Source organism: Geodermatophilus sp. SYSU D01180, assembly GCF_054050415.1.
Genome location: NZ_JBJGZH010000001.1, coordinates 436,624 through 460,415, shown reverse-complemented (window position 1 = coordinate 460,415; position 23,792 = coordinate 436,624). Strand labels below are relative to the sequence as shown.

The window sequence follows — 23,792 nt, the reverse complement described above, 5'->3', positions numbered from 1 at the left end:
ACAGGAGTCCCCGTGACCGAAGCGCACGTCCCGTCCCGGGTCCCGGTGCTCGTCGCCGGCGGCGGCCCCAGCGGGCTGGCCGCCGCGATCGAGCTGGGCCGGCGCGGCGTCGAGGTGCTCGTCGTCGAGCCGCGCACGGAGCTGGACCCGCTGCGCCCGCGCGCCAAGACGACCAGCGTCCGCACGATGGAGCACCTGCGCCGCTGGGGCCTGGCCGACCGGCTGCGCGCCGCCGCCCCGTTGCCGGTGTCCTGGGCGCAGGACGTCGTCTTCTGCACCGGGCTGTTCGGGCACGAGATCACCCGCTTCCCCGAGGCGTTCGGGCTGTGGACCGAGCCCCGGCAGGTCGCCGCCGAGGCCGGCCAGCAGGCGCCCCAGCCGGAGGTCGAGCTCCTGCTGCGGGAGGCCGCCGCCGCCCTGCCGTCGGTGATCCTCCGGGTCGGCGCGCGGGTCACCGCGATCGCCGACGGGGCGGACGAGGTCCGCGCCACCGTCGAGGGCCCGGACGGCGCGCGCACCGACGTCGTCGCGGAGTACGTGCTCGGCTGCGACGGCAGCGGCGGCGCCTCGCGCCGCGCGATCGGCGCCCGCTACGAGGGCTCCTCCGGCGCGATGCCCAACCTCAGCGTCACCTTCCGCTCGCGGGCGCTGGAGGAGCGGCCGCTGTGCGCGCTCGGCGTCCACCACTGGGTCATCGGCACCGAGCGCGGCGGGCTCATGGGCCGGCTCGACCTCGACGGCACCTGGTGGGCGATCGTCCAGGGCGTCGACACGCTGGCCGGGGACGCCGACCCGGCGGCGCTGGTCCGCGCGCTGGTCGGTGCCGACATCGACGTCGAGGTGCTGGCCACCGACCCGTGGCAGGCCCGGATGCTGCTGGCCGACCGCTACCGCGGCGAGCGCGTGTTCCTCGTCGGCGACGCCGCGCACCTCAACCCGCCGTGGGGCGGCCACGGGTTCAACACCTGCGTCGGCGACGCGGTCAACATCGGGTGGAAGCTCGCCGCCGTCCTGCAGGGCTGGGCGCCGGCCGCGCTGCTGGACAGCTACGAGCCCGAGCGGCGCCCGGTCGCCCGGCGGACCATCGACGCCGCCGGCGGCCAGGAGGCGTTCCTCGCCCCCGCGTTCACCGGCCGCGACCTCGACGACGACGGCCCCACCGGTGTGGAGTTGCGCGCGGCGCTGGCCGAGGCGCTGCAGGTCAAGGACCCGGAGTTCCACAGCCTCGGGCTGGTGCTCGGCTACGACTACCCCGACTCCCCCGTCGTCGTCCCCGACGGCCGGCCGGTGCCGGCGCCGGCGCTGGCCACCTTCACCCCCTCGGCGCACCCCGGCGCCCGGCTGCCGCACGCCTGGCTGGGCGACGGCGACTCGCTGTTCGACCGCCTCGGCGACGGCTTCACCCTGCTGCGGCTGGACCCGGGCGCCGACGCCGGGCCGCTGTCCGGCGCCGCGGCCGCCCGTCGGGTGCCGCTGACCGTCGCCGACCTGTCCGGCGTCCCGGGGCTGCGCGACCTGCTCGGCGCCGACCTCGTCCTCGTCCGCCCCGACCAGCACGTGGCCTGGCGCGGGGACGCGGTGCCCGACGCCGACGCGCTGCTCGCCCGCGTCCTCGGGGCCGCCGTCCCCGCCTCCGCCCTCCGCTGACCCCCGACCCGAGGAGACCCGCCTCATGACCGCCGCCTCGTTCCCGGAGGGCTTCCTCTGGGGTGCCGCCACCGCCGCCCACCAGGTCGAGGGCGGCAACGTGAACAACGACCACTGGGAGATGGAGCACGCCGAGCACTCGCCGTTCGCCGAGCCCAGCGGCGACGCGTGCGACTCCTACTCCCGCTGGCCCGAGGACCTCGACCTCGTCGCCGGGGCCGGGCTCAACGCCTACCGGTTCAGCCTGGAGTGGAGCCGGATCGAGCCCGAGGAGGGCGAGGTCTCCCGCGCCGCGCTCGACCACTACCGGCGGATCGTCGACGGCTGCCGCGACCGCGGGCTGGCGCCGGTGGTCACGCTCGTGCACTTCACGATGCCGCGCTGGCTGTCCCACGACGGCGGCTGGACCGGCCCGAAGGCCGGCGACCGGATCGCCCGCTACACCGAGACCGTGCTGCCGGTGCTGGCCGACGCCGAGTACGTGTGCACGGTCAACGAGCCCAACCTCATGGCCGCCCAGCCGGTGATGGGCGCGATGGCGATGCGCGGCAAGCCGATCAGGGGCCTCCCCCGCCCCGACCAGGAGGTCGCCGAGGCGCTGCTCGGCCTGCACGCCCGCTCGGTGGACGTGCTCCGCGGGAACGTCGCCCGCGCCGGCATGACGCTGGTCGGCCGCGAGCACCTCGCCGAGCCCGGCGGCGAGGAGCGGATGCGCGCCGAGCGCGCCGCCTTCGAGGACCAGTTCCTCGAGGCCGCCCGCGGCGACGACTTCGTCGGGCTGCAGGTCTACACCTGCGCCCGCTTCGGCGCCGACGGCCTGGTCGCCCCGGCTCCCGGGCTGCAGACGCTCGCGCACGGCATGGAGCGCCGGCCGCAGGCCCTCGGTGCCGCCGTCGCGCGGGCCGCCGAGGTGCTGCCCGGCACGCCGCTGCTGGTCACCGAGAACGGTATCGCCACCGCCGACGACGAGGACCGCATCGCCTTCACCCGCGACGCACTGACCTCGCTGGCCGCCGCGATCGACGGCGGCGCGGACGTGCGCGGCTACGTGCACTGGTCGCTGCTGGACAACTTCGAGTGGATGCTCGGCTACCGCCCGACCTTCGGCCTGGTCGCCGTCGACCGGCAGACCTTCGCCCGCACGCCCAAGCCGAGCCTCGCCTGGCTCGGCGAGGTCGCCCGCCGCAACGGGCTCGCCTGATGCGCGTCGTGGGGATCCGCCGGGACGGCGGGCCGGTCGAGGCGGCGGCGCTGTCCGACGACGGCGGGTCGGTGACCGTGCTGGCACCGCTGGAGGAGTTCTGGGCCGCTGCGGCCGCGCACCTGTCCCGGACCCCCGACGGCGAGACGCTGCCGGTCGCCGACACCGAGGTGGTGCCGCCGGTGCTGCCCGGCGCCCGCGTGATCTGCATCGGGCTGAACTACCTGAAGCACGTGGCCGAGGGCTCGTTCGCCGGTGAGGGCGTGCCGCCGTACCCGACGCTGTTCGCCCGCTGGACGCAGTCGCTGACCGTCGGCGGCGCGGAGATCCCCGTGCCCGCCGACGAGGACGGCCTGGACTGGGAGGGCGAGGTCGTCGCCTACGTCGGGTCGACGCTGGTCGACGCGACGCCGGACGAGGCGCTGGCCGCCGTCGTCGGCTACTCCACGTTCAACGACGTCACCTCGCGGCGGGCGCAGAAGCTCACCAGCCAGTGGATCCTCGGCAAGAACGGCGACCGCTCCGGTCCGCTCGGGCCGATCGTCCCCGCGGCCGAGGTGGGCGACCTGCGCGACGGCCTGCGCGTGCGGACCCGGGTCAACGGCGAGACCGTGCAGGACGGGCGCACCGACGAGATGGTCTATCCCGTCGGCGACACCCTCGCCCTGATCAGCCGCACGTTCACCCTCCTCCCCGGGGACCTGCTGGCCACCGGCACGCCGTCCGGCGTCGGCTACGCCCGCACGCCGCCCTGGCTCATGCAGCCCGGCGACGTCGTCGAGGTCGAGGTCGAGCGGCTCGGTGTGCTCACCAACCGCGTCGTCGGGACGGAGGCGCGCCGTGGCCGGTGAGTTCCGGCAGTACCTGTTCCCGCACGACCACCCGCGCCTCGCCGAGGTCCGCGGGCTGGACCCGTACGCCTACGGCGAGGTGGCGCGGAAGCCGGGCACGTTCACCGGCGGGCTGGTCGAGGGCTGGACGCCGCTGTACCTCGCGCCGTTCCGCGGGGTGACCGAGGACGGCACGCTGCGGCCGGAGGTGCACCGCTGGGAGCGCGCGCGCCCGGGCGAGGAGGCGCCGGTCGCGGCGATGGTCGAGGCGGCGGAGGCGCTGCTCTCGCTGCTGTCGCCGGAGGACCGCGAGCGGGTGTCGTACGCCGTCGACGCCCCGGAGTGGCAGACCTGGGCCAACCCGGAGTTCCTGCAGTTCGACACCGGTCTGCGCCTGGAGTTCCAGCCGCCGGCGGTGCGCGCGGCGGCGCTGGCGCTGGTCCGCGCGTCGCTGTCGCCCGAGGGCGCCGACCTCGTGCACGCCGCGATGCTGGTCAACGGCTTCCTCGGCGACGTCGTCGGCCTGCCCGCGCTGCTCGGCGAGTGGAGCTACAACCTCGCCCTCTACGGCACCCCGGACCCGCGCACGCCGTGGGGCTGGCAGCTCTACGGCCACCACTGCGCGGTGAACGTGCTCGTGGTCGAGGGCCGGATGGTGGTCTCGCCGGTGTTCGTCGGCGCCGAGCCCGACGAGATCGACGACGGCCCGCACGCCGGCGTCTCCGGCCTGTTCGCCGACCGGATCGCCGCCGGGCTCGCCGTCATGGCCGCGCTGACGCCCGAGCAGCGGGCCGCCGCCACCGTCTACGAGCAGATGGTCGACCCGGCGATGCCGCCCGGCCGGGTGCACCCCGGTGACGAGCGGCACCTGGCCGGCGCGTTCCAGGACAACCGGGTCGTCCCCGTCGAGGGTGTCCGCTGCTCGGAGCTGTCCGAGCAGGCGCGCGCCCGCGTGCTCGACGTCGTCGCGACCTTCCTCGCGCTGCTGCCCGCCGGTCCCCGGGCCGCGCGGCTGCGCGAGGTCGAGGCGCACCTGGACGAGACGTGGTTCAGCTGGATCGGCGGGTCCGAGCCGGGCGACGTCTTCTACTACCGGGTGCAGTCGCCGGTGGTCGTCGCCGAGCTCGACCACCACTGCGGGGTCTTCCTCGACTACGACACCCCGCAGCCGTTCCACGTGCACACGGTGCTGCGCACCCCGCACGGCAACGACTACGGCCGCGCCTGGGTGCGGCAGTGGCGGGAGCGCACCGGCGGCTGAGCAGGCCTCAGCTCGCCGCCTCCTCGTCCTGCTCGTCGTCCTCGTCGTCCGGCTCGTCGTCCGGCTGTCCCTCGTCGCCCGCCTCGTCGTCGTAGCCGTCCGCCGGGCCGGCCATGACGGCGTAGAGGTCCTCGAGGACGTCGAGCGCGGTGTCGATGTCCTCCGGCGCGCGGTCGGCGAGCGCCCCGAGCGACTTCACCCGCTCCTCGCTGAGCAGGTCGGGCAGCCGCTCCAGCAGCGTGGCAACCGCCTGCGGCCCCTGGCCGGTGAGCGCCCGGCCGACGCGCAGCAGCGCCCGGACCGCGGCCGCGCCGCGCCCGTTGCCGAGCAGCTCGCCGGCCTGGTCCAGGTTCTCCTCGGCCAGCACCCGGTCCAGGCCGGCCGCCACGCGCTCCACCCGGTCGTCGTCGAGGACCTGGCCGGCGCGGTCGACCACGTGCGGCAGGCGGTCGTCGGCGAGCAGCAGGTCGAGCCGGGCGAGCAGCCGGCCGAAGCGCTCGTCGGCGGGGAGGTCCAGCAGGCGGCCGACGCGCTCGTCGGCCGCCAGGTCCAGCAGCCGGCCGATGCGCTCGTCACCGGCCAGGTCCAGCGCCTTCGCGACCCGGTCGCCGGTGACGAGCTCGAGCAGCGCGTCGAGCCGGTCGACCCGGTCCGGGGAGGCCAGCCGGTCGATCCCGGCGCCGAGCTGCTGCAGCCGGCCGGAGGAGAGCAGCGCGTCGAGCGCGTCGAGGGCCCGCGGCACGACGTCGGCCCGCGCCCGCACGGAGTCGGCCACCCGGGACATCCCCGCGATCCGGTCGGGGGTGAGGACGGCGACCAGCCGGTCGGTCAGCGCGGCCACGGCGGCCGTCCGCTCGGGGGTCAGGACGCCCGCGAGCCGCTGCACCACACCGGTGGCCGTGTCGACCACGTCGGGCGCCGCGGCGGCCGCCCGCGCCACCGCGGGGGCGACCCCGTCGAGCAGCGTGCGCGTGCTCCGGAGCACGTCGTCGGCCATCGGCAGCAGGTTCTCCGCGCGCGGCAGGGCGGCGCCGAGCGTGCGGACCGACTCGACGAGGGTCCGGGGGAGGTCGAACAGGTCCGCGGGGTCGGGCAGGCGCATTGGCCCCCACTACCCGCGCGGTGACCCGACTCACTCACGCGAGGTCGTGCTCTGCCCCGCCGGTGGGGGCAGAGCACGAGCGCCGGCCGGACGTCAGGAGCTGTGCACCTCGTCGTAGCCGTAGTCGCCGCCCGGGTCGTCGTGCCCGGTGCGGTCGGCCGGCTCCGCGCCCACCGGGGGCACCGGCGCGCGCGCCGCCCCGGCCGCGGCCTCGTGGGCCATGTCGTAGCCGTAGTCGCCGTCGGAACGCTCAGCCGGCTGGGTCACGGCCCCTCCTCGACGCCGTCGGGATCGTGCGGCCGATGGTCCGCGCCCGGCCGGGACGCGGGCAAGGGCCGCCGCCGCGGTCAGCGGGCGAGGCGCGCCTCGGTCGCGGCCCAACCCGCGTCCGAGCCCGACGGCCGGTACTCCACCAGCGCCTGCGTGGTGCGCAGCAGCCGGCGCATCTCCCCCAGCCCGCCCTCGAGGGCACCGAGCGCGCGGGCCTGCACCAGCGCGTTGCCCAGCGCCGCGGCCTCCACCGGACCCGCGAGCACCGGCCGCTGGCAGGCGTCGGCGGTGAGCTGGCACAGCAGCGCGTTGCGCGCTCCCCCGCCGACCAGGTGGACGACGTCGACGTCGCGGCCGGACAGCCCGACCGCCGCCCGCACCGTGCGCCGGTAGGCCAGCGCGAGGCTGTCGACGATGCAGCGCACCGTCTCGGCCTGGCTCTGCGGCGGCGTCTGCCCCGTCTCGGCGCACGCCTGCGCGATGCGCGCGGGCACGTCACCCGGGGGGAGGAACCGCGGGTCGTCGACGTCGACCACCGCCGTGAACGCCGGCACCCGCGCGGCAGCGGCGAGCAGCTCGGGCAGGTCGGCCGGCAGCCCCGCCGCGGTCCAGGTGCGCAGCGACTCCTGCAGCAGCCACAGCCCCATGACGTTGTGCAGGTAACGCACGGTGCCGTCCACGCCGAGCTCGTTGGTGAAGCCCGCCGTCCGGCCGGCCTCGGTGAGCACCGGCTTCTCCAGCTCCACCCCGACCAGGGACCACGTCCCGCAGGAGACGTAGGCGAACCGGTCGCCGCGCGCCGGGACCCCGGCCACCGCCGACGCGGTGTCGTGCGACCCGACGGCGACCACCGGCACGTCGCCGAGACCGGTCTCGGCGCGCACGTCGGCGGTGAGCCGGCCGATCTCGTCGCCGGGCTGCACGAGGTCCGCGAGCAGGTCGCGCGGCAGCTCCAGCCGGTCGAGCAGGCCGGTCGCCCACTGCCGCGTCGTCGCGTCGAGCAGCCCGGTCGTGGAGGCGTTGGTGACCTCCGCGACCCGCGCGCCGGTCAGCCAGTACGCGAGCAGGTCCGGGACGAGCAGCGCCTGCCGGGCGGCGGCGAACCGCGCCGTCCCGCGCATGGCGGCGAGCTGGAACACCGTGTTGAACGGCAGGTGCTGCAGCCCGTTGACCCGGTACAGCTCGTCGGGCGGGACGACGGCGTGCACCGCCGTCACCGCGGTCTCGTGCCGGGCGTCCCGGTAGTGCACCGGGTTGCCCAGCAGCGCGCCGTCGGCGTCGAGCAGGCCGACATCGACCGCCCAGCTGTCGATGCCGATGCCGTCGAGACCGTCGGCCTCGCGCCCGGCCGCGCGCAGCCCGTCGAGCACGCCGGCGTACAGGCCGAGGACGTCCCAGTGCAGCGTCCCCGCCGTGCGCACCGGCCGGTTGGGGAACCGGTGCAGCTCGGTGAGGTCCAGCCGCCCCGGGCCGACCCTCGCGGCCATGACCCGGCCGCTGGAGGCGCCCAGGTCGACGGCCGCGAGGGACAGCTCGCGAGTCACGAGTCCGCCCTTCGCGCGCGGAAGGCGGACATCACCGGAGGAAGGCGGCGGCGACGCCCGAGTCGACCGGGACGTGCAGGCCGGTGGTGCGGGTGAGCTCCCCGCCGGTGAGGGCGAAGACGGCGTCGGCGACGTGCTCGGGCAGCACCTCGCGCTTGAGCAGCGTGCGCTGGGCGTAGAACTGCCCGAGCTCCTCCTCCGGCACCCCGTAGACGGCGGCGCGCTTGGCGCCCCAGCCGCCGGCGAAGATGCCCGACCCGCGGACGACGCCGTCGGGGTTGATGCCGTTGACCCGGATCTGGTGCTCGCCGAGCTCGGCGGCCAGCAGCCGGACCTGGTGGGCCTGGTCGGCCTTGGTCGAGGAGTAGGCGATGTTGCTCGGGCCCGCGAACACGGAGTTCTTCGAGGAGATGTAGACGACGTCGCCGCCCATCCCCTGCTCGATCATGATCCGGGCGGCCTCGCGGGAGACGAGGAAGCTGCCCTTGGCCATGACGTCGTGCTGCAGGTCCCAGTCGCGCTCGGTGGTCTCCAGCAGCGGCTTGGAGATCGACAGGCCGGCGTTGTTGACCACGAGGTCCACGCCGCCGAAGGCGAGCACCGCCTCGCGGAACGCGGCGGCCACGGCCCCGGCGTCGGACACGTCGGCGGCCACGCCGATCGCGACGTCGGAGCCGCCGATCTCGGCCGCGGCGTCGGTGGCCTTCTGCAGGTCCAGGTCGGCGACGACGACGCAGGCGCCCTCGGCGGCCAGCCGCACGGCGATCGCCTTGCCGATGCCGCTCGCCGCACCGGTGACCAGTGCGACCCGGGTGGCCAGCGGCTTGGGCTTCGGCATCCGCTGGAGCTTGGCCTCCTCCAGCGCCCAGTACTCGATGCGGAACTTCTCGCTCTCGTCGATCGGCGCGTAGGTGGAGACCGCCTCGGCGCCGCGCATGACGTTGATGGCGTTGACGTAGAACTCGCCGGCCACGCGGGCGGTCTGCTTGTTGGCGCCGAAGCTGAACATGCCGACGCCGGGCACCAGCACGATCGCCGGGTCGGCGCCGCGCATCGCCGGCGAGTCCGGGGTGGCGTGCCGCTGGTAGTAGGCGGCGTACTCGGCGCGGTACTCGGCGTGCAGCTCCTCCAGCCGCGCGACGACGTCCGCCACCGGCGCGGTGGCCGGCAGGTCGACGACCATCGGCCGCACCTTGGTGCGCAGGAAGTGGTCCGGGCAGGAGGTGCCCAGCGCGGCGAGGGGCTGCAGCTTCTCCCGCGACAGGAACTCCAGGACGACGTCGGAGTCGGTGAAGTGGCCGACCTGCGGCCGGTCGGTGCTCGCGAGCCCGCGGATGACCGGCGCCAGCGCGGCCGCCTTCGCCCGGCGCTCGTCCTCGGGCAGCGCCTCGAAGCCGGGGACGACGGCGCCGAACGGCTCGGCCTCCCCCTTCTCGGCGAGGAACCGCTCGGCGGTCCGGATGACGTCCAGCGAGTTGGCCTCGGCCTCCGCGGCGGTGGCGCCCCACGCGGTGATGCCGTGGCCGCCGAGGATGCAGCCGATGGCCTGGGGGTTCTTCTCCTTGATCGCGGCGATGTCCAGGCCGAGCTGGAAGCCGGGGCGGCGCCACGGCACCCAGACGACGCGGTCGCCGAAGCACTCGCGGGTCAGCGCCTCGCCGTCGGCCGCCGTCGCGAGGGCGATGCCGGAGTCCGGGTGCAGGTGGTCGACGTGCGCGGCGTCGACGAGGCCGTGCATGGCGGTGTCGATCGACGGGGCGGCACCGCCGCGGCCGTGCAGGCAGAAGTCGAACGCGGCGACCATCTCGTCCTCGCGGTCGACGCCCGGGTAGACGTCGACCAGCGAGCGCAGCCGGTCCAGCCGCAGCACGGCCAGGCCGGACTCCTCCAGCGTGCCGAGGTCGCCGCCGGAGCCCTTGACCCACAGCAGCTCGACCGGCTGACCGGTCACCGGGTCGGTCCCGGTGCCCTTGGCGGAGGTGTTGCCGCCGGCGTAGTTGGTGTTGCGCGGGTCGGCGCCCAGCCGGTTGCTGCGCTCGAGCAGCTCACGGACGACGGGGTTGGTCACGAGGGTGCTTCCTTCCGGGGACGGCAGAAATGGCCATTTCTGCCGGAGAGGTGAGGGGCGGTCGGGTCCTTGCTCAGGCGCCCCAGGAGGCCTGGGTGCCGCCGATGCGCTCGCGGGCGATGCGCTCCTGGTGGCCGGAGCGGGCGTAGGCGGCGTACGGGTCGGCGTCGAGGCCCTTCGACTCGCGCAGCTCCGCCAGCAGCGGGCGGACGTCGGTGGAGAAGGCGTCGGTCAGCGCGCCGTGCGCGGCGAGCACGTCACCGGAGGACTGCGCGGCGGCCAGCGCCTCGCGGTCGACCAGCAGCGCCTTCGCGGTGGCCTCCTGCACGTTCGTCACCGAGCGGATCTGGCCGGGGATCTTCGGCTCGATGTTGTGGCACTGGTCGAGCATGAAGTTCACGCCGGCGCCCGAGAGCGCGTCGGCGGCCACGATCTCGTTCATGATCCGGAACAGCTGGAACGGGTCGGCGGAGCCGACGATCAGGTCGTCGTCGCCGTAGTAGCGGGAGTTGAAGTCGAAGGCGCCGAGCCGGCCCACCCGCAGCAGCTGCATGACGATGAACTCGATGTTGGTGCCCGGCGCGTGGTGGCCGGTGTCGAGCACGACCGCGGCCTGGTCGCCGAGGGCCAGGCAGTGCAGCAGCGAGGTGCCCCAGTCGGGGACGTCCATCGCGTAGAAGTACGGCTCGTAGAACTTGTACTCGAGCAGCAGCCGCATGTCCGGGTCGAGCAGCGCGTAGACCTGCTGGAGGGAGTCGGCGAGCCGGTCCTGCCGGCCGCGCAGGTCGTCCTGGCCGGCGTAGTTGGTGCCGTCGGGCAGCCACAGCTTCAGGTCGGTCGAGCCGGTGGCGCGCATGACGTCGACGCACTGCGCGTGGTGGGCGATCGCCTTGTCCCGCACGGCCTTGTCGGGGTGGGTCAGCGACCCGAGCCGGTAGTCGTCGTCCTGGAACAGGTTGGAGTTGATCGCGCCGATCGAGACGCCGAGGTCGGCGGCGTGCGCGGCGAGCTTGGGGAGGTCGTCGACGAGGTCCCACGGGATGTGCAGCGACACCCGCGGCGCGGCGCCGGTGTAGCGGTGCACCTGGGCCGCGTCCTCGATCTTCTCGAACGGGTCGCGGGCGACGCCCGGCTGGCCGAAGACCTTGAACCGGGTGCCGGAGTTGCCGAACGCCCAGGAGGGCAGCTCGATGGTCTGCTCGGCCAGCGCGGCGAGGGCACGGGCTCGGCGATCGGGGGTGCCGGGGTCGGTCACGAGGGGTCTCCGTTCGGGGCGGGAGCGGTCGACGAGAGCGCCACGAGCTGGGCGTCGAGGTCGAAGACGAGGTCGAGCGAGGCCTTGCCGCGGCCGTCGCCGGTGGCGAAGAAGGGGGCCATCTCGGCCTCCCACCGGGCGCTCACCTCGGTGGCGTCCACGGCGGCCTGCGCGGCGGCGAGGTCGTCGGTCTCCACGATCCCGACGAGCAGGCCGTCCTCGCGCAGGTAGAGCTGGTAGGCGCCCCAGCCGGCGTCGCGCAGGGCGTGCAGCATCTCCGGCCAGACGGCGGCGTGCCGCTCGCGGTACTCGGCGAGCCGGTCCGGGCGGACCTGGAGGGTGAAGCAGGCGCGGGGCACGGGGTCTCCTTGCGGGGGTCCCGGTCCCGCCGCCGGGGAGCCGGCGGCGGGACCGGGCGCGACGACTCAGAAGTCGAAGTCGTCGATGTTGTCGGCGGTGAACACGGTGGGCTCGCCGAGCACGACGACGCCGTCGGCGCCGACCTCGTACTCGCCGAGGTCACCGGCCTCGAAGGTCTCGCCCTCCTCGCCGGTGATCTGGCCGGCGGCCAGCGCGGCGCCGGCGTAGGCGGCCAGGTAGCCCAGGTCCTCGGGGTTCCACAGCGCGAAGGCGGTCACCGTGCCGTCCTGCACGAACTCGCGCATCTGGTTCGGGGTGCCGAGGCCGGTCAGCGCGACCCGGCCCTTGTACTCCGAGCCGGACAGGTAGCGCGCCGCGGCCGAGATGCCCACGGTGGTCGGCGAGATGATGCCCTTGAGGTCCGGGTAGGTCTGCAGCAGACCCTGGGTCTCCTGGAAGGACTTCTCGTCCTCGTCGTCGCCGTAGACCGTCGTCACGATCTCCATGTCCGGGTACTCCTGCGCGGCGTACTCGGTCATGAGTTCGATCCAGGCGTTCTGGTTCGTGGCGTTCGCCGTCGCCGACAGGATCGCCACCTGGCCGGCGCCGCCGATCTGCTCGGCCATGAGGTCGATCTGGGTCTGCGCGATGCCCTCGGCCGTCGCCTGGTTGATGAACAGGTCGCGGCACTCGGGGTCGGTGTCCGAGTCGAAGGTGACGACGCTGGCGCCGCCGCTGCGGGCCTGGTCCAGGGCGCTGCAGATGGCGTTCGGGTCGTTGGCCGAGGTGAGGATGACGTCGGCGCCCTGCTGGGTCAGCGTGTTGATGTAGCTGACCTGCGAGGAGGCGCTGGCCTCCGACGGGCCGACCTGGCTGAACTCGCCCTCGACCTCGCCGACGGCGCGCTCGGAGCCGGTGGCGGCGACGTCGAAGTAGGGGTTGTTCAGCTGCTTGGGCAGGAAGGCGATCGCGAGGTCCGCGGGGATCTCGGCGTCCGGGTCCGCGGAGGCGCCGGCGGCGTCGCCGCCACCGCTGCTCCCCTCGTCCTCACCGCGGGTGGTCCCGCCGCAGGCGGCGGTGGTGAGCACGACGGCGGCCACCGCCACGCCGGTCAGGCCACCGCGCAGGCGGCGGCTGGTCAGGAACAGCGACATCGGGGTCCCTCTCTTCGGGTGGGTGGGGTCTGGTGGTGCGGTGGTGCGGATCAGGGGGTCAGGTCGCGGCCGGGCGTCGTCGCCGGCCCTTGACCCGGGCGGCGACCTGCGGCGCGACGACGGCGGTGATCAGCAGGACGCCGGTGACGATGTTCAGGACGTCCGAGGGCACGTTGACCAGCTGCAGCGCGTTGCGGACCGAGGCCAGCAGCAGGGCGCCGGCCATGACGCCGAGCAGCCCGCCGCTGCCGCCGAAGATGGACACGCCGCCGAGCAGGATCGCCGCGATGACCTGCAGCTCGAGGCCCGTGGCGTTGTCGGCGCGGGCGCTGCCGTAGCGGAGGGTCCAGTAGACGCCGCCGAGCGCGCTGACCACGCCGGTGGCGACGAACAGCCACAGCTTGGTGCGGGCGACGTCGATGCCGCTGAACCGGGCGGCGTCCTCGCTGTTGCCCATCGCGTACAGCGAGCGGCCGACCGGGGTGGCGTGCAGGACCACCGCGGTGATCGCGACGAGCACCAGCAGCGGGAGGACGACGGTGGGGATGCCGGTCGAGCCGATCGAGCTGATCGCCCACGTCGTCCAGGCGCGCGGGAAGTCGGCCACCGCCTGGTCGCCCAGGACGACGAACGCGAGCCCGCGGTAGAGCGCCAGCGTGCCGATGGTGACCGCCAGCGAGGGCAGCCCCAGCCGGGTCACGAGGAACCCGTTGACCGCGCCGAGCACCGCGCCCAGCACGAGCACCAGCAGGATGATGCCCTCCAGCGGCAGCCCGGCCACCCACAGCTGGCCCATGACCGCGCTGGACAGGCCGACGACGCTGGCCACCGACAGGTCGATCTCGCCGGTGACCACGACCAGCGTCAGCGGCAGCGCGATGAGCGCGATGACGACGACGTCGAGCAGCAGGAAGCCGGCGTTGCGGGTGCTGGCGAAGCCCTCGACCGTCACCGAGGCGATGATCAGGAACAGCACGAGGAACGTGGTGATGACGCTGCCGCTGGGCAGGGTCAGCCCGCGGCGGGCCGGCGCGGCGGCCGGCGCGGCCGGGGTGGGGGCGGTCTCAACGGTCACGGCGGGCGTTCCTCCCCCGGAGGCGGGCGGCCAGGCGCAGCTGCAGCGCCCGGTCCAGAGCGATGGCGGCGAGGATCAGCGCGCCGACGGCGGCGTCCCGCCAGAACGGGTCCAGGCCCAGCTGCGGGAGCGCGGTGCCGATCGTGGTGAGCAGCAGCGCGCCGAGCGCGGCGCCGTAGACCGAGCCGCTGCCGCCGAAGATGGCGACCCCGCCGACGACGCAGGCCGCGACGACGAACAGCTCCTGGCCGGTGCCGGCGGTGGTGTCCAGCGTCTGGAACCGCGCGGCGTAGAGGACGCCGGCGAGCCCGGCGAGCGCCCCGTTGACGACGAAGGCGGTGAGGACCCGCCGGCCGACCGGGATGCCCGACAGCCGCGCGGCCTCGGGCGCCGAGCCGATGCCGTACAGCTCGCGGCCGCTGCGGAAGGTCCGCAGGTAGTAGCCGACGACCAGGACGACGACGACGGCGATGAGGAACAGCACCGGGATGCCGAGCAGCCGGGCGCCGCCCAGGGACTTGAACCCGGCGGGCAGGTCGGCGGCGTTGATCTGCAGCCGGTCGGCGCTCGACGCCCACAGCGAGTCCAGCCCGCGGAAGGCGTAGAGCGTGCCGAGGGTGACCACCAGGGAGGGCACCCCGGCGGCCGCCACGATCAGGCCGTTGAGCAGGCCGCACACCGCGCCGACGGCCATGCCGGCCAGGATCGCGACCACCACCGGCGTGCCGGGGGCGACCACCAGCAGCGTGCCGGTGGCGTAGGCCGACAGGCCCAGCACCGAGCCGACCGACAGGTCGACGTTGCGCGTGACGATCACCATCGTCTGGCCGGCGGCCAGGACGGTGAGGATCGCCGCGGACAGCAGCAGGTCGCGGACGTTCTGCCCCGACAGGAACCGCGGGTTGGCGATCACCGTCACGACGACGAGCAGCACGAGGGCGGCGAGGATGCCGAGCTCGCGCACCACGAACAGCCGGTGGACCAGCGCCGACCCGCGGCGGCCGGTGCGCTCGGGCGCGGCCAGCTCCTCCGGCAACGCCGCGGGCGTCCTGGTCAGGGGCGCGCTCACCGGGCGGCCCCCGCGGTCGAGGTGCCCTGGCCGGTCGCGGCCAGCATGACGCTGTCCTCGTCGGCGCGGGCGCGGGGGATGTCGTCGACGAGGCGGCCCTCGGAGACGACGAGGACGCGGTCGGCCATGCCGAGCACCTCCGGCAGTTCGCTGGACACCATGACGACGGCCAGCCCCTCGGCGGCCAGCTGCGACAGCAGCCGGTGCACCTCGGCCTTGGTGCCGACGTCGATGCCGCGGGTGGGCTCGTCGACGATCAGCACGCGCGGCTCGGTCGACAGCCACTTGGCCAGGACGACCTTCTGCTGGTTGCCGCCGGAGAGCGTGGACACCGGGTCGGAGAGCTTCCCGGCCTTGACCTGCAGCCGCTGGGACCACTCGGTGGCCTGGACGCGCTCGGCGCGGGAGCTGAGCAGGCCGGCCCTCGCCAGCTTCCAGCGCCGGGTGAGGGTGGCGTTCTTCTCCACCGACAGCTCCATGACCAGGCCCTGCTGGCGGCGGTCCTCGGGGACCAGCGCGATGCCGGCGGCCATGGCCGCGGCCGGGTCGCCCTTCCTCAGCGCCTTCCCCGACACCCGGACCGAGCCGGCGTCGTAGGGGTCGACGCCGAAGACCGCGCGCACGATCTCGCTGCGCCCGGCCCCGACCAGCCCGGCCAGCGCGACGATCTCGCCGGCCCGCACGTCGAAGGAGACGTCGGCGAACACGCCGCGGGTGGTCAGGCCGCGCACCTCGAGCACCACGTCGCCGGGCTCGACGTCGACCTTCGGGAACAGCGAGGAGACCTCCCGGCCGACCATCCGGCGGACCACCTGGTCGACGGTGAGGTCGCGGGCGAGGTCGGTGGAGACCCACTGCCCGTCACGCATCACGGTGATCCGGTCGCAGAGGTCGAACACCTCGTCGAACCGGTGGGAGATGAACAGCACCGCGGCGCCGGAGTCGCGCAGCGACCGGGCGACGGCGAACAGCCGCTCCACCTCGACGCCGGACAGCGCGGCGGTCGGCTCGTCCATGACCAGCACCCGCGCGTCGAACGACAGCGCCTTGGCGATCTCGACCATCTGCTGGTCGGCGATCGACAGGCCGCGCGCCGGGCGGTCGGGGTCGAGCGCGACGCCGAGGCGGTCGAACAGCTCGCGGCAGCGGCGGGCGAGGCCGCGGCGGTCGATGCGCCGGCCCGACAGCAGCGGCTGGCGGCCCATGAAGATGTTCTCCGCGACCGACAGGTCGGGGAACAGCGTGGGCTCCTGGTAGATGACCGCGATGCCGGCGGCCCGCGCGGCGGCGGGGTCGGCGAGGGTCACCGGCCGGCCGTCGAGCAGCACGCGGCCGGTGTCCGGGCCGTGCACGCCGGCGAGGATCTTGACCAGCGTCGACTTGCCGGCCCCGTTCTCGCCGACGAGCGCGTGGGCCTCCCCCGCGCGCAGCTCCAGCTGCGCGCCGCGCAGTGCGGCGACCGCGCCGAAGCTCTTGCCCACGTCCTCGAGGGCCAGGACCACGGTGCCGTCCTCTGCCCGACCGGTCGCCGGCGGCGCAGGTGGCGCCGAGGCGTGGTCCACGACGACCACCTCCGTTGTGAAACGATTCAGGCGTGCTGTGGCGCAGACCATAGGGAGGCGTTTCAAGACGTGTCAACACCGGGTGTCCGGGCCGTGACCGGTGTTTGACACGTTTCAGTCCACGGGCGACCATCGCTGCTGGACGGTGTCCCCCGTCACCCACCCCGACCCCCGTGAGGAGACGCCGTGCCGGTGAGCATCCGCGACGTCGCCGAGCAGGCCGGCGTCTCGGTCGGGACGGTGAGCAACGTCCTCAACCGCCCCGAGGTGGTGAGCGGGCCGACCCGCGAGCGGGTGCTCGACGCGATCGCCGCGCTCGGCTTCGTGCGCAACGAGTCGGCCCGCCACCTGCGCGCCGGGCACAGCCGGACCATCGGCCTGGTCGTCCTCGACATCGCCAACCCGTTCTTCACCGACGTCGCCCGCGGCGTCGACGACGTCGTGGACCCGGCCGGCCTCGCGGTGATCCTGTGCAACTCCGACGACCGCCCGGAGAAGGAGGCCGCCCACCTCGACGTGCTCGCCGAGCAGCGGGTGCAGGGCGTCCTCATCACCCCGACCGCGAAGCCGTCGCCGCACCTGGACTCGCTGCGCCGCCGCGGGGTGCCGGTGGTGCTGGTGGACCGGCGCGCGAGCGGTCCCGACCAGTGCGCGGTCGCCGTCGACGACGTCCTCGGGGGCCGGCTGGCCGCCGAGCACCTGCTCGAGCGCGGGCACCGGCGGATCGCCTTCATCGGCGGGGCGTCGGGCCTGCCTCAGGTGCAGGAGCGGCACGCCGGCGTCGTGGCCGCCGTGCGGGAGGCCACCGGCGACGGCGACGCGCTGCTGGTCCTCTCCCCCGAGCACCTCACCGTCCAGGGCGGCCGCGAGGCCGCCGCGCGCATCGTCGGCCTGCCCGCGGCCCGCCGGCCCACCGCCGCGGTGTGCGCCAACGACCTGCTCGCCCTCGGCGTGCTGCAGGAGATGGTCCGCCAGGGCGTGCGGGTGCCCGACGACTTCGCGATCGTCGGCTACGACGACATCGACTTCGCCGCGGCCGCCGCGGTGCCGCTGACCTCGGTGCGCAAGCCGCGGGCGGCGCTCGGGTCGCGGGCCGCCGAGCTGCTGCTGGACGAGGCGCGCGGCGAGGGGCACGTGCACGTTCAGGAGGTCTTCGAGCCGACGCTCGTGGTCCGCGAGTCGAGCATGGTCTTCCGCGACAGAGAGGGGACCCCGTGAGGGTCGCGCTGTTCGCCACCTGCCTGGTGGACACGGTGGTGCCGCAGGTCGCGCTGGCCACCGCACGGCTGCTGGAGCGGCTGGGCCACGAGGTGGTCGTGCCGCCGACGCAGGCCTGCTGCGGGCAGATGCACGTCAACACCGGCTACCGGCGCGAGGCGGTGCCGATCGTGGCCAACCACGTGCGGGCGTTCGCCGGCGCGGACGCGGTCGTGGCGCCGTCGGGGTCGTGCGTGGCCTCGATCCACCACCAGCAGGCCGCCGTCGCCCGCCGCGCCGGCGAGGAGGGGCTGGCCGCCGAGGCCGAGGCGCTGGCCGCGCGCACCCACGAGCTGTCGCAGTTCCTCGTCGACGTGCTCGGCGTGACCGACGTCGGCGCGTACTACCCGCACCGGGTCACCTACCACCCGACCTGCCACTCGCTGCGCCTGCTGCGGGTGGGCGACCGGCCGCTGCAGCTGCTGCGCGCCGTCCGCGGGCTGGAGCTGGTGGAGCTGCCGGGCGCGGAGTCCTGCTGCGGGTTCGGCGGCACGTTCGCGGTGAAGAACGCCGACACCTCGACGGCGATGCTCACCGACAAGATGGCCAACGTGCTCTCCACGCACGCCGAGGTGTGCACCGCCGGGGACGCCTCCTGCCTCATGCACATCGGCGGCGGGCTGTCCCGGCTGCGCTCGGGCACCCGGACGGTGCACCTGGCCGAGATCCTCGCCTCGACGGAGGACGACGTGAGCCCCACCCGGTCCACCGCCCCCGCGGTCCGGGCCTGAGGGCGGCGGACATGGCCATTCCTGCCCCCTCGGAGCCGACGCCGCTCGCGCCGGGCGCACCCCGCTCCGGGACGACGTTCCTCGGCCTGCCGACCGCGCCCCGCGGCGTCGGCCACCTGCGCGGCGACCGGCCCTTCCCCGACGCCGCCCGCACCGCCCTGCGCGACGGGCAGCTGCGCGCCAACCTCGGCCGCGCCACGACGACGATCCGCGGCAAGCGCGCCGCCGTCGTCTCCGAGGTGCCGCACTGGGAGCAGCTGCGCCAGGCCGGGAAGGCGCTCAAGGCCGCCACGATGGCCCGGCTCGACGAGCACCTCGAGGAGCTCGAGCGGCAGGTCACCGCGCGCGGCGGCACGGTGCACTGGGCCCGCGACGCCGCCGAGGCCAACCGCATCGTCACCGACCTGGTCCGGGCCACCGGCAGCGACGAGGTGGTCAAGGTCAAGTCGATGGCCACCCAGGAGATCGGCCTCAACGAGGCGCTCGAGGCCGCCGGGATCAGCGCCGTCGAGACCGACCTCGCCGAGCTGATCGTGCAACTGGGCGAGGACACGCCGTCGCACATCCTCGTGCCGGCGATCCACAAGAACCGCTCGGAGATCCGCGAGATCTTCAGCCGCACCATCCCCGGCGTCGACCCCGGGCTGACCGACGAGCCGCGGCAGCTGGCGATGGCCGCCCGCGCCCACCTGCGCGAGCGGTTCCTGCGCGCGCGGGTCGCCGTCAGCGGGGCCAACTTCGCCGTCGCCGAGACCGGCACGCTCGCCGTCGTCGAGAGCGAGGGCAACGGCCGGATGTGCCTGACGCTCCCGCAGACGCTGATCACCGTCATGGGGATCGAGAAGGTCGTGCCGCGCTGGGAGGACCTCGGCGTCTTCCTGCAACTGCTCCCCCGCTCCTCCACCGGTGAGCGGATGAACCCCTACACCTCGCTGTGGGCCGGCGTGACCCCCGGCGACGGGCCGCAGGAGTTCCACCTCGTGCTGCTCGACAACGGCCGGACGGCGGTGCTCGCCGACGAGGTGGGCCGCGAGGCGCTGCACTGCATCCGCTGCTCGGCCTGCCTCAACGTGTGCCCGGTGTACGAGCGCACCGGCGGGCACGCCTACGGCTCGGTGTACCCCGGCCCGATCGGCGCGGTGCTCTCGCCGCAGCTGACCGGCGTCGAGGACAACGCCTCACTGCCGTACGCGTCGTCGCTGTGCGGGGCCTGCTACGACGTCTGCCCGGTGGCGATCGACATCCCGTCGATCCTGGTGCACCTGCGGGCGGAGCACGTCGAGGCGCAGGAGCGGCCCACCGCCGAGGCGGTGGCCTTCCGCGGGCTGTCGCGGGTCATGAGCAACCCGCGGCTGTGGCACCTCGCCCAGCGCGCCGCCGGGCTCGGCCGGCTGCTCGCCCGCGGGAGGCCGACGCTGCCGGGCGCGCTGCCGCCCCCGGCGAGCGCCTGGACCCGCACCCGCGACCTGCCCACCCCGCCGGGGAGGACGTTCGTGCAGCAGTGGAACGAGGAGCACGGCCGGTGAGCGCCCGCGAGGAGGTGCTCGGCCGGATCCGGACGGCGCTGGGCCCGGAGCGGCCGTCGGTCGCCGTCCCGCCGGTGCCGGCGCCGCGCGAGCTCCCGGTGGCCGAGCTGCTGGACCTGCTCGCCGAGCGGGTCGAGGACTACCGCGCCACCGTGCTGCGCTGCGCGCCGGGCGACGTCCCGGCGGCCGTCGTCCGCGGCCTCGACGCGGCGCTGGGCGCGGGCTGGGACCCGGCGGGCGTCGTGGTCGCGCCCGGGGTGCCGGCCGCGTGGCGGCCCGCCGGCTCGGCCGAGGACGACGGCCGGCCCGCGGTGGAGCTCGCCGCGTTCGCCGCGACGCTGACCGGCGTGGCGGCGGCGGTCGCCGAGACCGGCACGCTGGTCCTCGACGGGTCGCCGCGGTCGGGCCGGCGGGCGCTGTCGCTGCTGCCCGACGTCCTGGTCTGCGTGGTCGAGGCCGCGCAGGTGGTGCCCGACGTGCCCGACGCCCTGGCCCGGCTGGACCCGGTCGCCCCGCTGACGATGGTCAGCGGCCCGTCGGCGACCAGCGACATCGAGCTGCAGCGGGTCGAGGGCGTGCACGGCCCGCGCACCCTGGTCGTCGTCCTCGCCGGCTGACCCGTCCCCTGCGGCGTCGGGGACGTGGTCGGCTCCCCCGTCGGGGTCACCGCTCGTGGTCGATTAGATACGGACGGTCCCGGTCCGTGTGAGGCTCCCCGCCGTCAGCGGCGCCCTCCCGGCGTCCGCGCGGACGACGGGGAGAGGGCAGCGGGATGGCGACTGCAGGACCGGAGGGTCCGGGCGGCTGGCACGCGAACCGGGCCGGGCGGGCGACCGCCGCGGTCGTCGCGGCCGTCCTCGGCTTCGGCGGGGCCGCTGCCGTCGACACCGCGCTCGCCGACCCGCCGCTGGTGGAGGCCGGTGACCCCGCACCGGCCGGTGACGGGCGCACCCGCCTCGTCGTCGACGACCCCGCGGGCATCGACGCCGCCACGCTGACCGCGCTCGACGGGCTCGCCGGCGTCGACTCCGCGCAACTGCTCTTCGACGGCACCGCCCTGCTCGCCGGGTACGGCATCACCCCCGACGCCGTCCGGGCACTGCTGCCCGACGCGGCCGTCACCGTGTCGGTGCCCGGCGAGGCGCTCGGCCAGGCGGTCACCGACCCGTACTGGGCCGCGTTCGGCTACCACCTGTCCAACACGGGCGCCAACGCCTACAACCAGGCCGCGGTCGCCGGCGCCGACGTCGCCGCGCCCGCCGGCTGGCAGGCCGGCACCGGCCGCGGCACGGTCATCGCGGTCGTCGACAGCGGCGTGATGACCAGCCACCCCGACCTGGCCGGCGCCCTGTGGACCGACCCCGGCGAGCCGTGCGGGACGGCCGACACCGACGGCGACGGCTACGCCGGCGACTGCCACGGCTGGAACTTCTACGCGAACTCCCCCGACGTGACCAACGGCGGCGGGGACAACTCGCACGGCACCGGGGTCGCCGGGGCGGCCGTCGCCCGCGCGGGCAACGGCGAGGGGCTGGCCGGCGTGGCGCCCGACGCCACCGTCATGCCGCTGGTCATCGGCAGCGGACGCAGCGTCGACCTGTACCTCGGCGCGCAGGCGATCCGCTACGCCGCCGACCACGGCGCCGACGTCGTCAACGCCTCCTGGGGTGGCCCGGGCGGCGCCCAGATCCTGCGCGACGCGATCGCCTACGCCAACAGCAAGGGCGTGGTCGTCGTCGCCGCGGCCGGAAACGACGCGCTGGACCGCGACACCTCGCCCTTCTACCCGGCGAGCATCAACGCGCCCAACGTGCTCACCGTCGGGGCGAGCACCGCCGCCGACACCGTCGCGTCGTTCTCCGCCTACGGCGCCGGCACGGTCGACGTCTTCGCGCCCGGCAACCTCGTGGTGGCGCCCAGCAACACCGGCGGGTACGGCGCGGTCAGCGGCACCTCGATCGCCGCGCCGCAGGTCGCCGCCGCCGTCGCGCTCTACCGGGCGCACGACCGCGCCGCCTCGGCCGGGGACCTGGCCGAGCGGCTGCTGCGCGACGCGCGGCCGGTGGCCGCGTTCGCCGGCCGGTCGGTCACCGGCGGCCGCCTGTCGCTGGCGGCGCTCGGCGCGACCGGCGCCCCGGTCTCCTACACGTTCACCGGCATGCACGCCGACCCCGGCACGGTGGCCCCGACCGTCGTCACCGGCGGCAGCGCCCCGGCCGGCGCGTACTCCGTCCGCCTCGGCCTGGGCATGGAGCACGACGGCGAGGTCTACGCGCTGACGCGGCAGCCGGTCACCGTCGGCGGCGTCACCGCGGCCACCGACGACGAGGGCCAGGTGGAGTTCGACCTGGGCTCCCGCCCCGGTCCCGCGGCGACGGTCACCCCGAGGACGGATCTGGCCGAGGGCCGGTACGTGCTCACCGCGCAACTGGTCCGGGACGGCGTGGACGTCGGTCTGTCCTCCGCGGCCCCGCTGCTGGTCGGCGTCGAGTACCAGGCGCCGGGCGCGGTCTCCCCGGCCCCGTCGTCGCCGGCCCCGGGCACCCCGGTCCCCGGCACCTCCACGCCCGGCACCTCGACCCCCGGCACCTCCACGCCGGGCACCCCGACGCCCGGTGCCTCGACCCCCGGGACCGCTTCGCCGGCTCCCGGGACCGGCTCCCCTGCGCCGGGCGCCACCAGCCCGCGCACCCCCGCTCCCGGCACCCCGACTCCCGGCACCCCGGCCCCCGGCACCCCGGCGCCGGGCACCCCGGCTCCCGGCACGTCCGCCCCGGGCACCCCGGCGCCGCGCACTCCCACGCCCGGCACCCCGGCTCCCGGCACCTCCACCCTGGGCGCCCCGGCTCCGGGGACGCCCACCCCGGGCCCGTCCGCCCCGGGGAGCGGCACCCCCGCACCCACCGCCCCGGTCCCGGGTGCCCCGGCCCCGGACCTCGGCGGCCGCACGGACTACCCGCGGGTGGGCCCGTTCCGGCTGACGTCGGTCAGCCCGACGCGGGTGAGCACCGCCGGCGGCACGCGCGTGGTCGTCACCGGCGAGGCGATCCCGGCGGGCGCCCGCGTCCGGATCGGCGCCACCACGGCCGCGACGGTGACCGCGGTGTCGGCGACCGGCCTGAGCTTCACGACGCCGGCCCGGGTCGCGGGCAGCTACGACGTCTGGGTGTTCGCGCCGGACGGCACCTCCACGGTCCTGACCGCCGGGCTCACCTACGTCGACGCCGCGTCCGCCCCGACGCAGCCGGGCACCGGACCGCAACCCGGGACCGGCACCCCGCCGGGCGCGACGCAGCCCGGCGCGACACAGCCCGGGGCCGGGACCCCGCCCGGCACGGCGCAGCCGCCGGCCGCGGACCCGGTCGTGACCGGACCCCACGGGGAGCGGCTGGTCCGCACCGCGCGGTTCGCGGCGCTCGGCACCGCCGTCTGGGCCGTCGACTGCACGCGCTCCTGCAGCGGCCTGGCGATCTGAACCCCGGGGCCCGCGGCACCGCCCGGTGCCGCGGACCCCGCTCAGTCCAGCGGCTCGGGGTAGGTCGCCCGCACCGCCTGCATGTCCAGGGCCCGGACGGTCTCCACGAGCAGGTCGACCGAGTCCGCGGGGATCCACCCGGGCTCGGCGAAGACCAGCACGCCGTCGCGGTAGACCCGCAGCGTCGGCGCCGACCGCACGCCCAGCTCGGCGGCCAGCGCGGCCTCGGCGTCGGTGTCGACGGCGGCGAAGCGCAGGTCCGGGTGCCGCGCCGCGGCCCGGTCGAACACCGCGGTGAACGCCCGGCTGGTGCCCGACCGCGACGTCCGGAAGTCGACCAGCACGATGCCCGGCCCGGACACCGTCGTCGCGAAGTCGGCCGCGCCGATGCTCGCCGTCGTCATG

At 75.5% G+C, this 23,792-nt stretch carries 20 protein-coding genes; 9 read left to right on the top strand and 11 right to left on the bottom strand.

From position 1 onward, the window contains the following. Positions 1 to 12: 12 nt before the first annotated feature. Genes ACI8AA_RS02020 through ACI8AA_RS02005 form a run of 4 tightly spaced genes read left to right on the top strand, consistent with a single transcriptional unit; the run spans position 13 to position 4,939 of the window. Entirely contained in the window at positions 13 to 1,647 is a 1,635-nt protein-coding gene (locus tag ACI8AA_RS02020) for an FAD-dependent monooxygenase (RefSeq protein WP_457042846.1), read from the top strand. A 25-nt stretch (positions 1,648 to 1,672) separates the two neighbouring features. Further along, positions 1,673 to 2,848, top strand: a complete 1,176-nt coding sequence (locus ACI8AA_RS02015) for a glycoside hydrolase family 1 protein (RefSeq protein ID WP_457042845.1) — start codon at positions 1,673 to 1,675, stop codon at positions 2,846 to 2,848. Then, positions 2,848 to 3,699: a fumarylacetoacetate hydrolase family protein gene (locus tag ACI8AA_RS02010; protein WP_457042844.1), complete on the top strand. Its 852-nt coding sequence runs from the start codon at positions 2,848 to 2,850 to the stop codon at positions 3,697 to 3,699. The genes ACI8AA_RS02015 and ACI8AA_RS02010 overlap by 1 nt, the downstream gene beginning before the upstream one ends. Continuing rightward, on the top strand, positions 3,689 to 4,939 hold the full coding sequence (locus ACI8AA_RS02005) for a DUF3500 domain-containing protein (RefSeq protein WP_457042843.1): 1,251 nt from the start codon (positions 3,689 to 3,691) through the stop codon (positions 4,937 to 4,939). Before ACI8AA_RS02010 ends, ACI8AA_RS02005 begins: the two co-directional genes overlap by 11 nt. A gap of 7 nt (positions 4,940 to 4,946) precedes the next feature. On the opposite strand, the gene ACI8AA_RS02000 is transcribed toward ACI8AA_RS02005, so the two are convergent. From ACI8AA_RS02000 to ACI8AA_RS01955, 10 genes are all read right to left on the bottom strand, one after another. Next, entirely contained in the window at positions 4,947 to 6,041 is a 1,095-nt protein-coding gene (locus ACI8AA_RS02000) for a hypothetical protein (RefSeq protein WP_457042842.1), read from the bottom strand. A gap of 93 nt (positions 6,042 to 6,134) precedes the next feature. Beyond that, entirely contained in the window at positions 6,135 to 6,308 is a 174-nt protein-coding gene (locus ACI8AA_RS01995; protein WP_456928512.1) for a hypothetical protein, read from the bottom strand. Between the two features lie 80 nt (positions 6,309 to 6,388). Then, positions 6,389 to 7,855: a rhamnulokinase gene (locus ACI8AA_RS01990; protein WP_457042841.1), complete on the bottom strand. Its 1,467-nt coding sequence runs from the start codon at positions 7,853 to 7,855 to the stop codon at positions 6,389 to 6,391. A 31-nt stretch (positions 7,856 to 7,886) separates the two neighbouring features. Next, positions 7,887 to 9,923 carry a bifunctional aldolase/short-chain dehydrogenase gene (locus ACI8AA_RS01985; protein ID WP_457042840.1) on the bottom strand — a complete coding sequence of 679 codons (2,037 nt, stop codon included), beginning with the start codon at positions 9,921 to 9,923 and terminating at the stop codon, positions 7,887 to 7,889. Positions 9,924 to 9,996: 73 nt separating this feature from the next. Then, on the bottom strand, positions 9,997 to 11,178 hold the full coding sequence (rhaI, locus tag ACI8AA_RS01980) for an L-rhamnose isomerase (RefSeq protein ID WP_457042839.1): 1,182 nt from the start codon (positions 11,176 to 11,178) through the stop codon (positions 9,997 to 9,999). After that, positions 11,175 to 11,537: an L-rhamnose mutarotase gene (locus ACI8AA_RS01975; RefSeq protein WP_457042838.1), complete on the bottom strand. Its 363-nt coding sequence runs from the start codon at positions 11,535 to 11,537 to the stop codon at positions 11,175 to 11,177. The genes rhaI and ACI8AA_RS01975 overlap by 4 nt, the downstream gene beginning before the upstream one ends. Before the next feature lie 66 nt (positions 11,538 to 11,603). After that, positions 11,604 to 12,692 carry a rhamnose ABC transporter substrate-binding protein gene (gene rhaS, locus ACI8AA_RS01970; protein ID WP_457042837.1) on the bottom strand — a complete coding sequence of 363 codons (1,089 nt, stop codon included), beginning with the start codon at positions 12,690 to 12,692 and terminating at the stop codon, positions 11,604 to 11,606. A gap of 58 nt (positions 12,693 to 12,750) precedes the next feature. Continuing rightward, positions 12,751 to 13,767 carry an ABC transporter permease gene (locus tag ACI8AA_RS01965; RefSeq protein ID WP_457042836.1) on the bottom strand — a complete coding sequence of 339 codons (1,017 nt, stop codon included), beginning with the start codon at positions 13,765 to 13,767 and terminating at the stop codon, positions 12,751 to 12,753. After that, positions 13,757 to 14,836 (bottom strand): ABC transporter permease, encoded by a 1,080-nt coding sequence (locus ACI8AA_RS01960; RefSeq protein WP_457042835.1) that lies wholly within the window; start codon positions 14,834 to 14,836, stop codon positions 13,757 to 13,759. The genes ACI8AA_RS01965 and ACI8AA_RS01960 overlap by 11 nt, the downstream gene beginning before the upstream one ends. Continuing rightward, positions 14,833 to 16,338, bottom strand: coding sequence for a sugar ABC transporter ATP-binding protein (locus ACI8AA_RS01955; protein WP_457042834.1), 1,506 nt, complete (start codon positions 16,336 to 16,338; stop codon positions 14,833 to 14,835). The genes ACI8AA_RS01960 and ACI8AA_RS01955 overlap by 4 nt, the downstream gene beginning before the upstream one ends. Positions 16,339 to 16,584: 246 nt before the next feature. On the opposite strand from ACI8AA_RS01955, the gene ACI8AA_RS01950 reads away from it, so the two are divergent. From ACI8AA_RS01950 to ACI8AA_RS01930, 5 genes are all read left to right on the top strand, one after another. Beyond that, positions 16,585 to 17,616, top strand: a complete 1,032-nt coding sequence (locus ACI8AA_RS01950) for a LacI family DNA-binding transcriptional regulator (protein ID WP_457042833.1) — start codon at positions 16,585 to 16,587, stop codon at positions 17,614 to 17,616. After that, a complete protein-coding gene (locus ACI8AA_RS01945; protein ID WP_457042832.1) occupies positions 17,613 to 18,386 on the top strand; it encodes a (Fe-S)-binding protein in 774 nt (257 codons plus the stop codon). Before ACI8AA_RS01950 ends, ACI8AA_RS01945 begins: the two co-directional genes overlap by 4 nt. 11 nt (positions 18,387 to 18,397) lie before the next feature. Then, entirely contained in the window at positions 18,398 to 19,912 is a 1,515-nt protein-coding gene (locus ACI8AA_RS01940; RefSeq protein WP_457042831.1) for a LutB/LldF family L-lactate oxidation iron-sulfur protein, read from the top strand. Then, positions 19,909 to 20,529 carry a LutC/YkgG family protein gene (locus ACI8AA_RS01935; RefSeq protein ID WP_457042830.1) on the top strand — a complete coding sequence of 207 codons (621 nt, stop codon included), beginning with the start codon at positions 19,909 to 19,911 and terminating at the stop codon, positions 20,527 to 20,529. The genes ACI8AA_RS01940 and ACI8AA_RS01935 overlap by 4 nt, the downstream gene beginning before the upstream one ends. A 155-nt stretch (positions 20,530 to 20,684) precedes the next feature. After that, on the top strand, positions 20,685 to 23,387 hold the full coding sequence (locus tag ACI8AA_RS01930) for a S8 family serine peptidase (RefSeq protein ID WP_457042829.1): 2,703 nt from the start codon (positions 20,685 to 20,687) through the stop codon (positions 23,385 to 23,387). Between the two features lie 41 nt (positions 23,388 to 23,428). Here the strand turns inward: ACI8AA_RS01930 and ACI8AA_RS01925 are convergent, their stop codons facing one another. Next, complete coding sequence (locus tag ACI8AA_RS01925) at positions 23,429 to 23,791, bottom strand: thioredoxin family protein (RefSeq protein WP_457042828.1); 363 nt, start codon at positions 23,789 to 23,791, stop codon at positions 23,429 to 23,431. Position 23,792 lies beyond the last annotated feature (1 nt).

What these genes read in the sequence shown, in the direction of transcription:
- ACI8AA_RS01930 (WP_457042829.1), top strand. Translation starts at nt 20,685, where the DNA reads ATGGCGACTGCAGGACCGGAGGGTCCGGGCGGCTGGCACGCGAACCGG.
- ACI8AA_RS01925 (WP_457042828.1), bottom strand. Translation starts at nt 23,791, where the DNA reads ATGACGACGGCGAGCATCGGCGCGGCCGACTTCGCGACGACGGTGTCC.
- ACI8AA_RS02015 (WP_457042845.1), top strand. Translation starts at nt 1,673, where the DNA reads ATGACCGCCGCCTCGTTCCCGGAGGGCTTCCTCTGGGGTGCCGCCACC.
- ACI8AA_RS02000 (WP_457042842.1), bottom strand. Translation starts at nt 6,041, where the DNA reads ATGCGCCTGCCCGACCCCGCGGACCTGTTCGACCTCCCCCGGACCCTC.
- ACI8AA_RS01940 (WP_457042831.1), top strand. Translation starts at nt 18,398, where the DNA reads ATGGCCATTCCTGCCCCCTCGGAGCCGACGCCGCTCGCGCCGGGCGCA.
- rhaS (WP_457042837.1), bottom strand. Translation starts at nt 12,692, where the DNA reads ATGTCGCTGTTCCTGACCAGCCGCCGCCTGCGCGGTGGCCTGACCGGC.
- ACI8AA_RS02010 (WP_457042844.1), top strand. Translation starts at nt 2,848, where the DNA reads ATGCGCGTCGTGGGGATCCGCCGGGACGGCGGGCCGGTCGAGGCGGCG.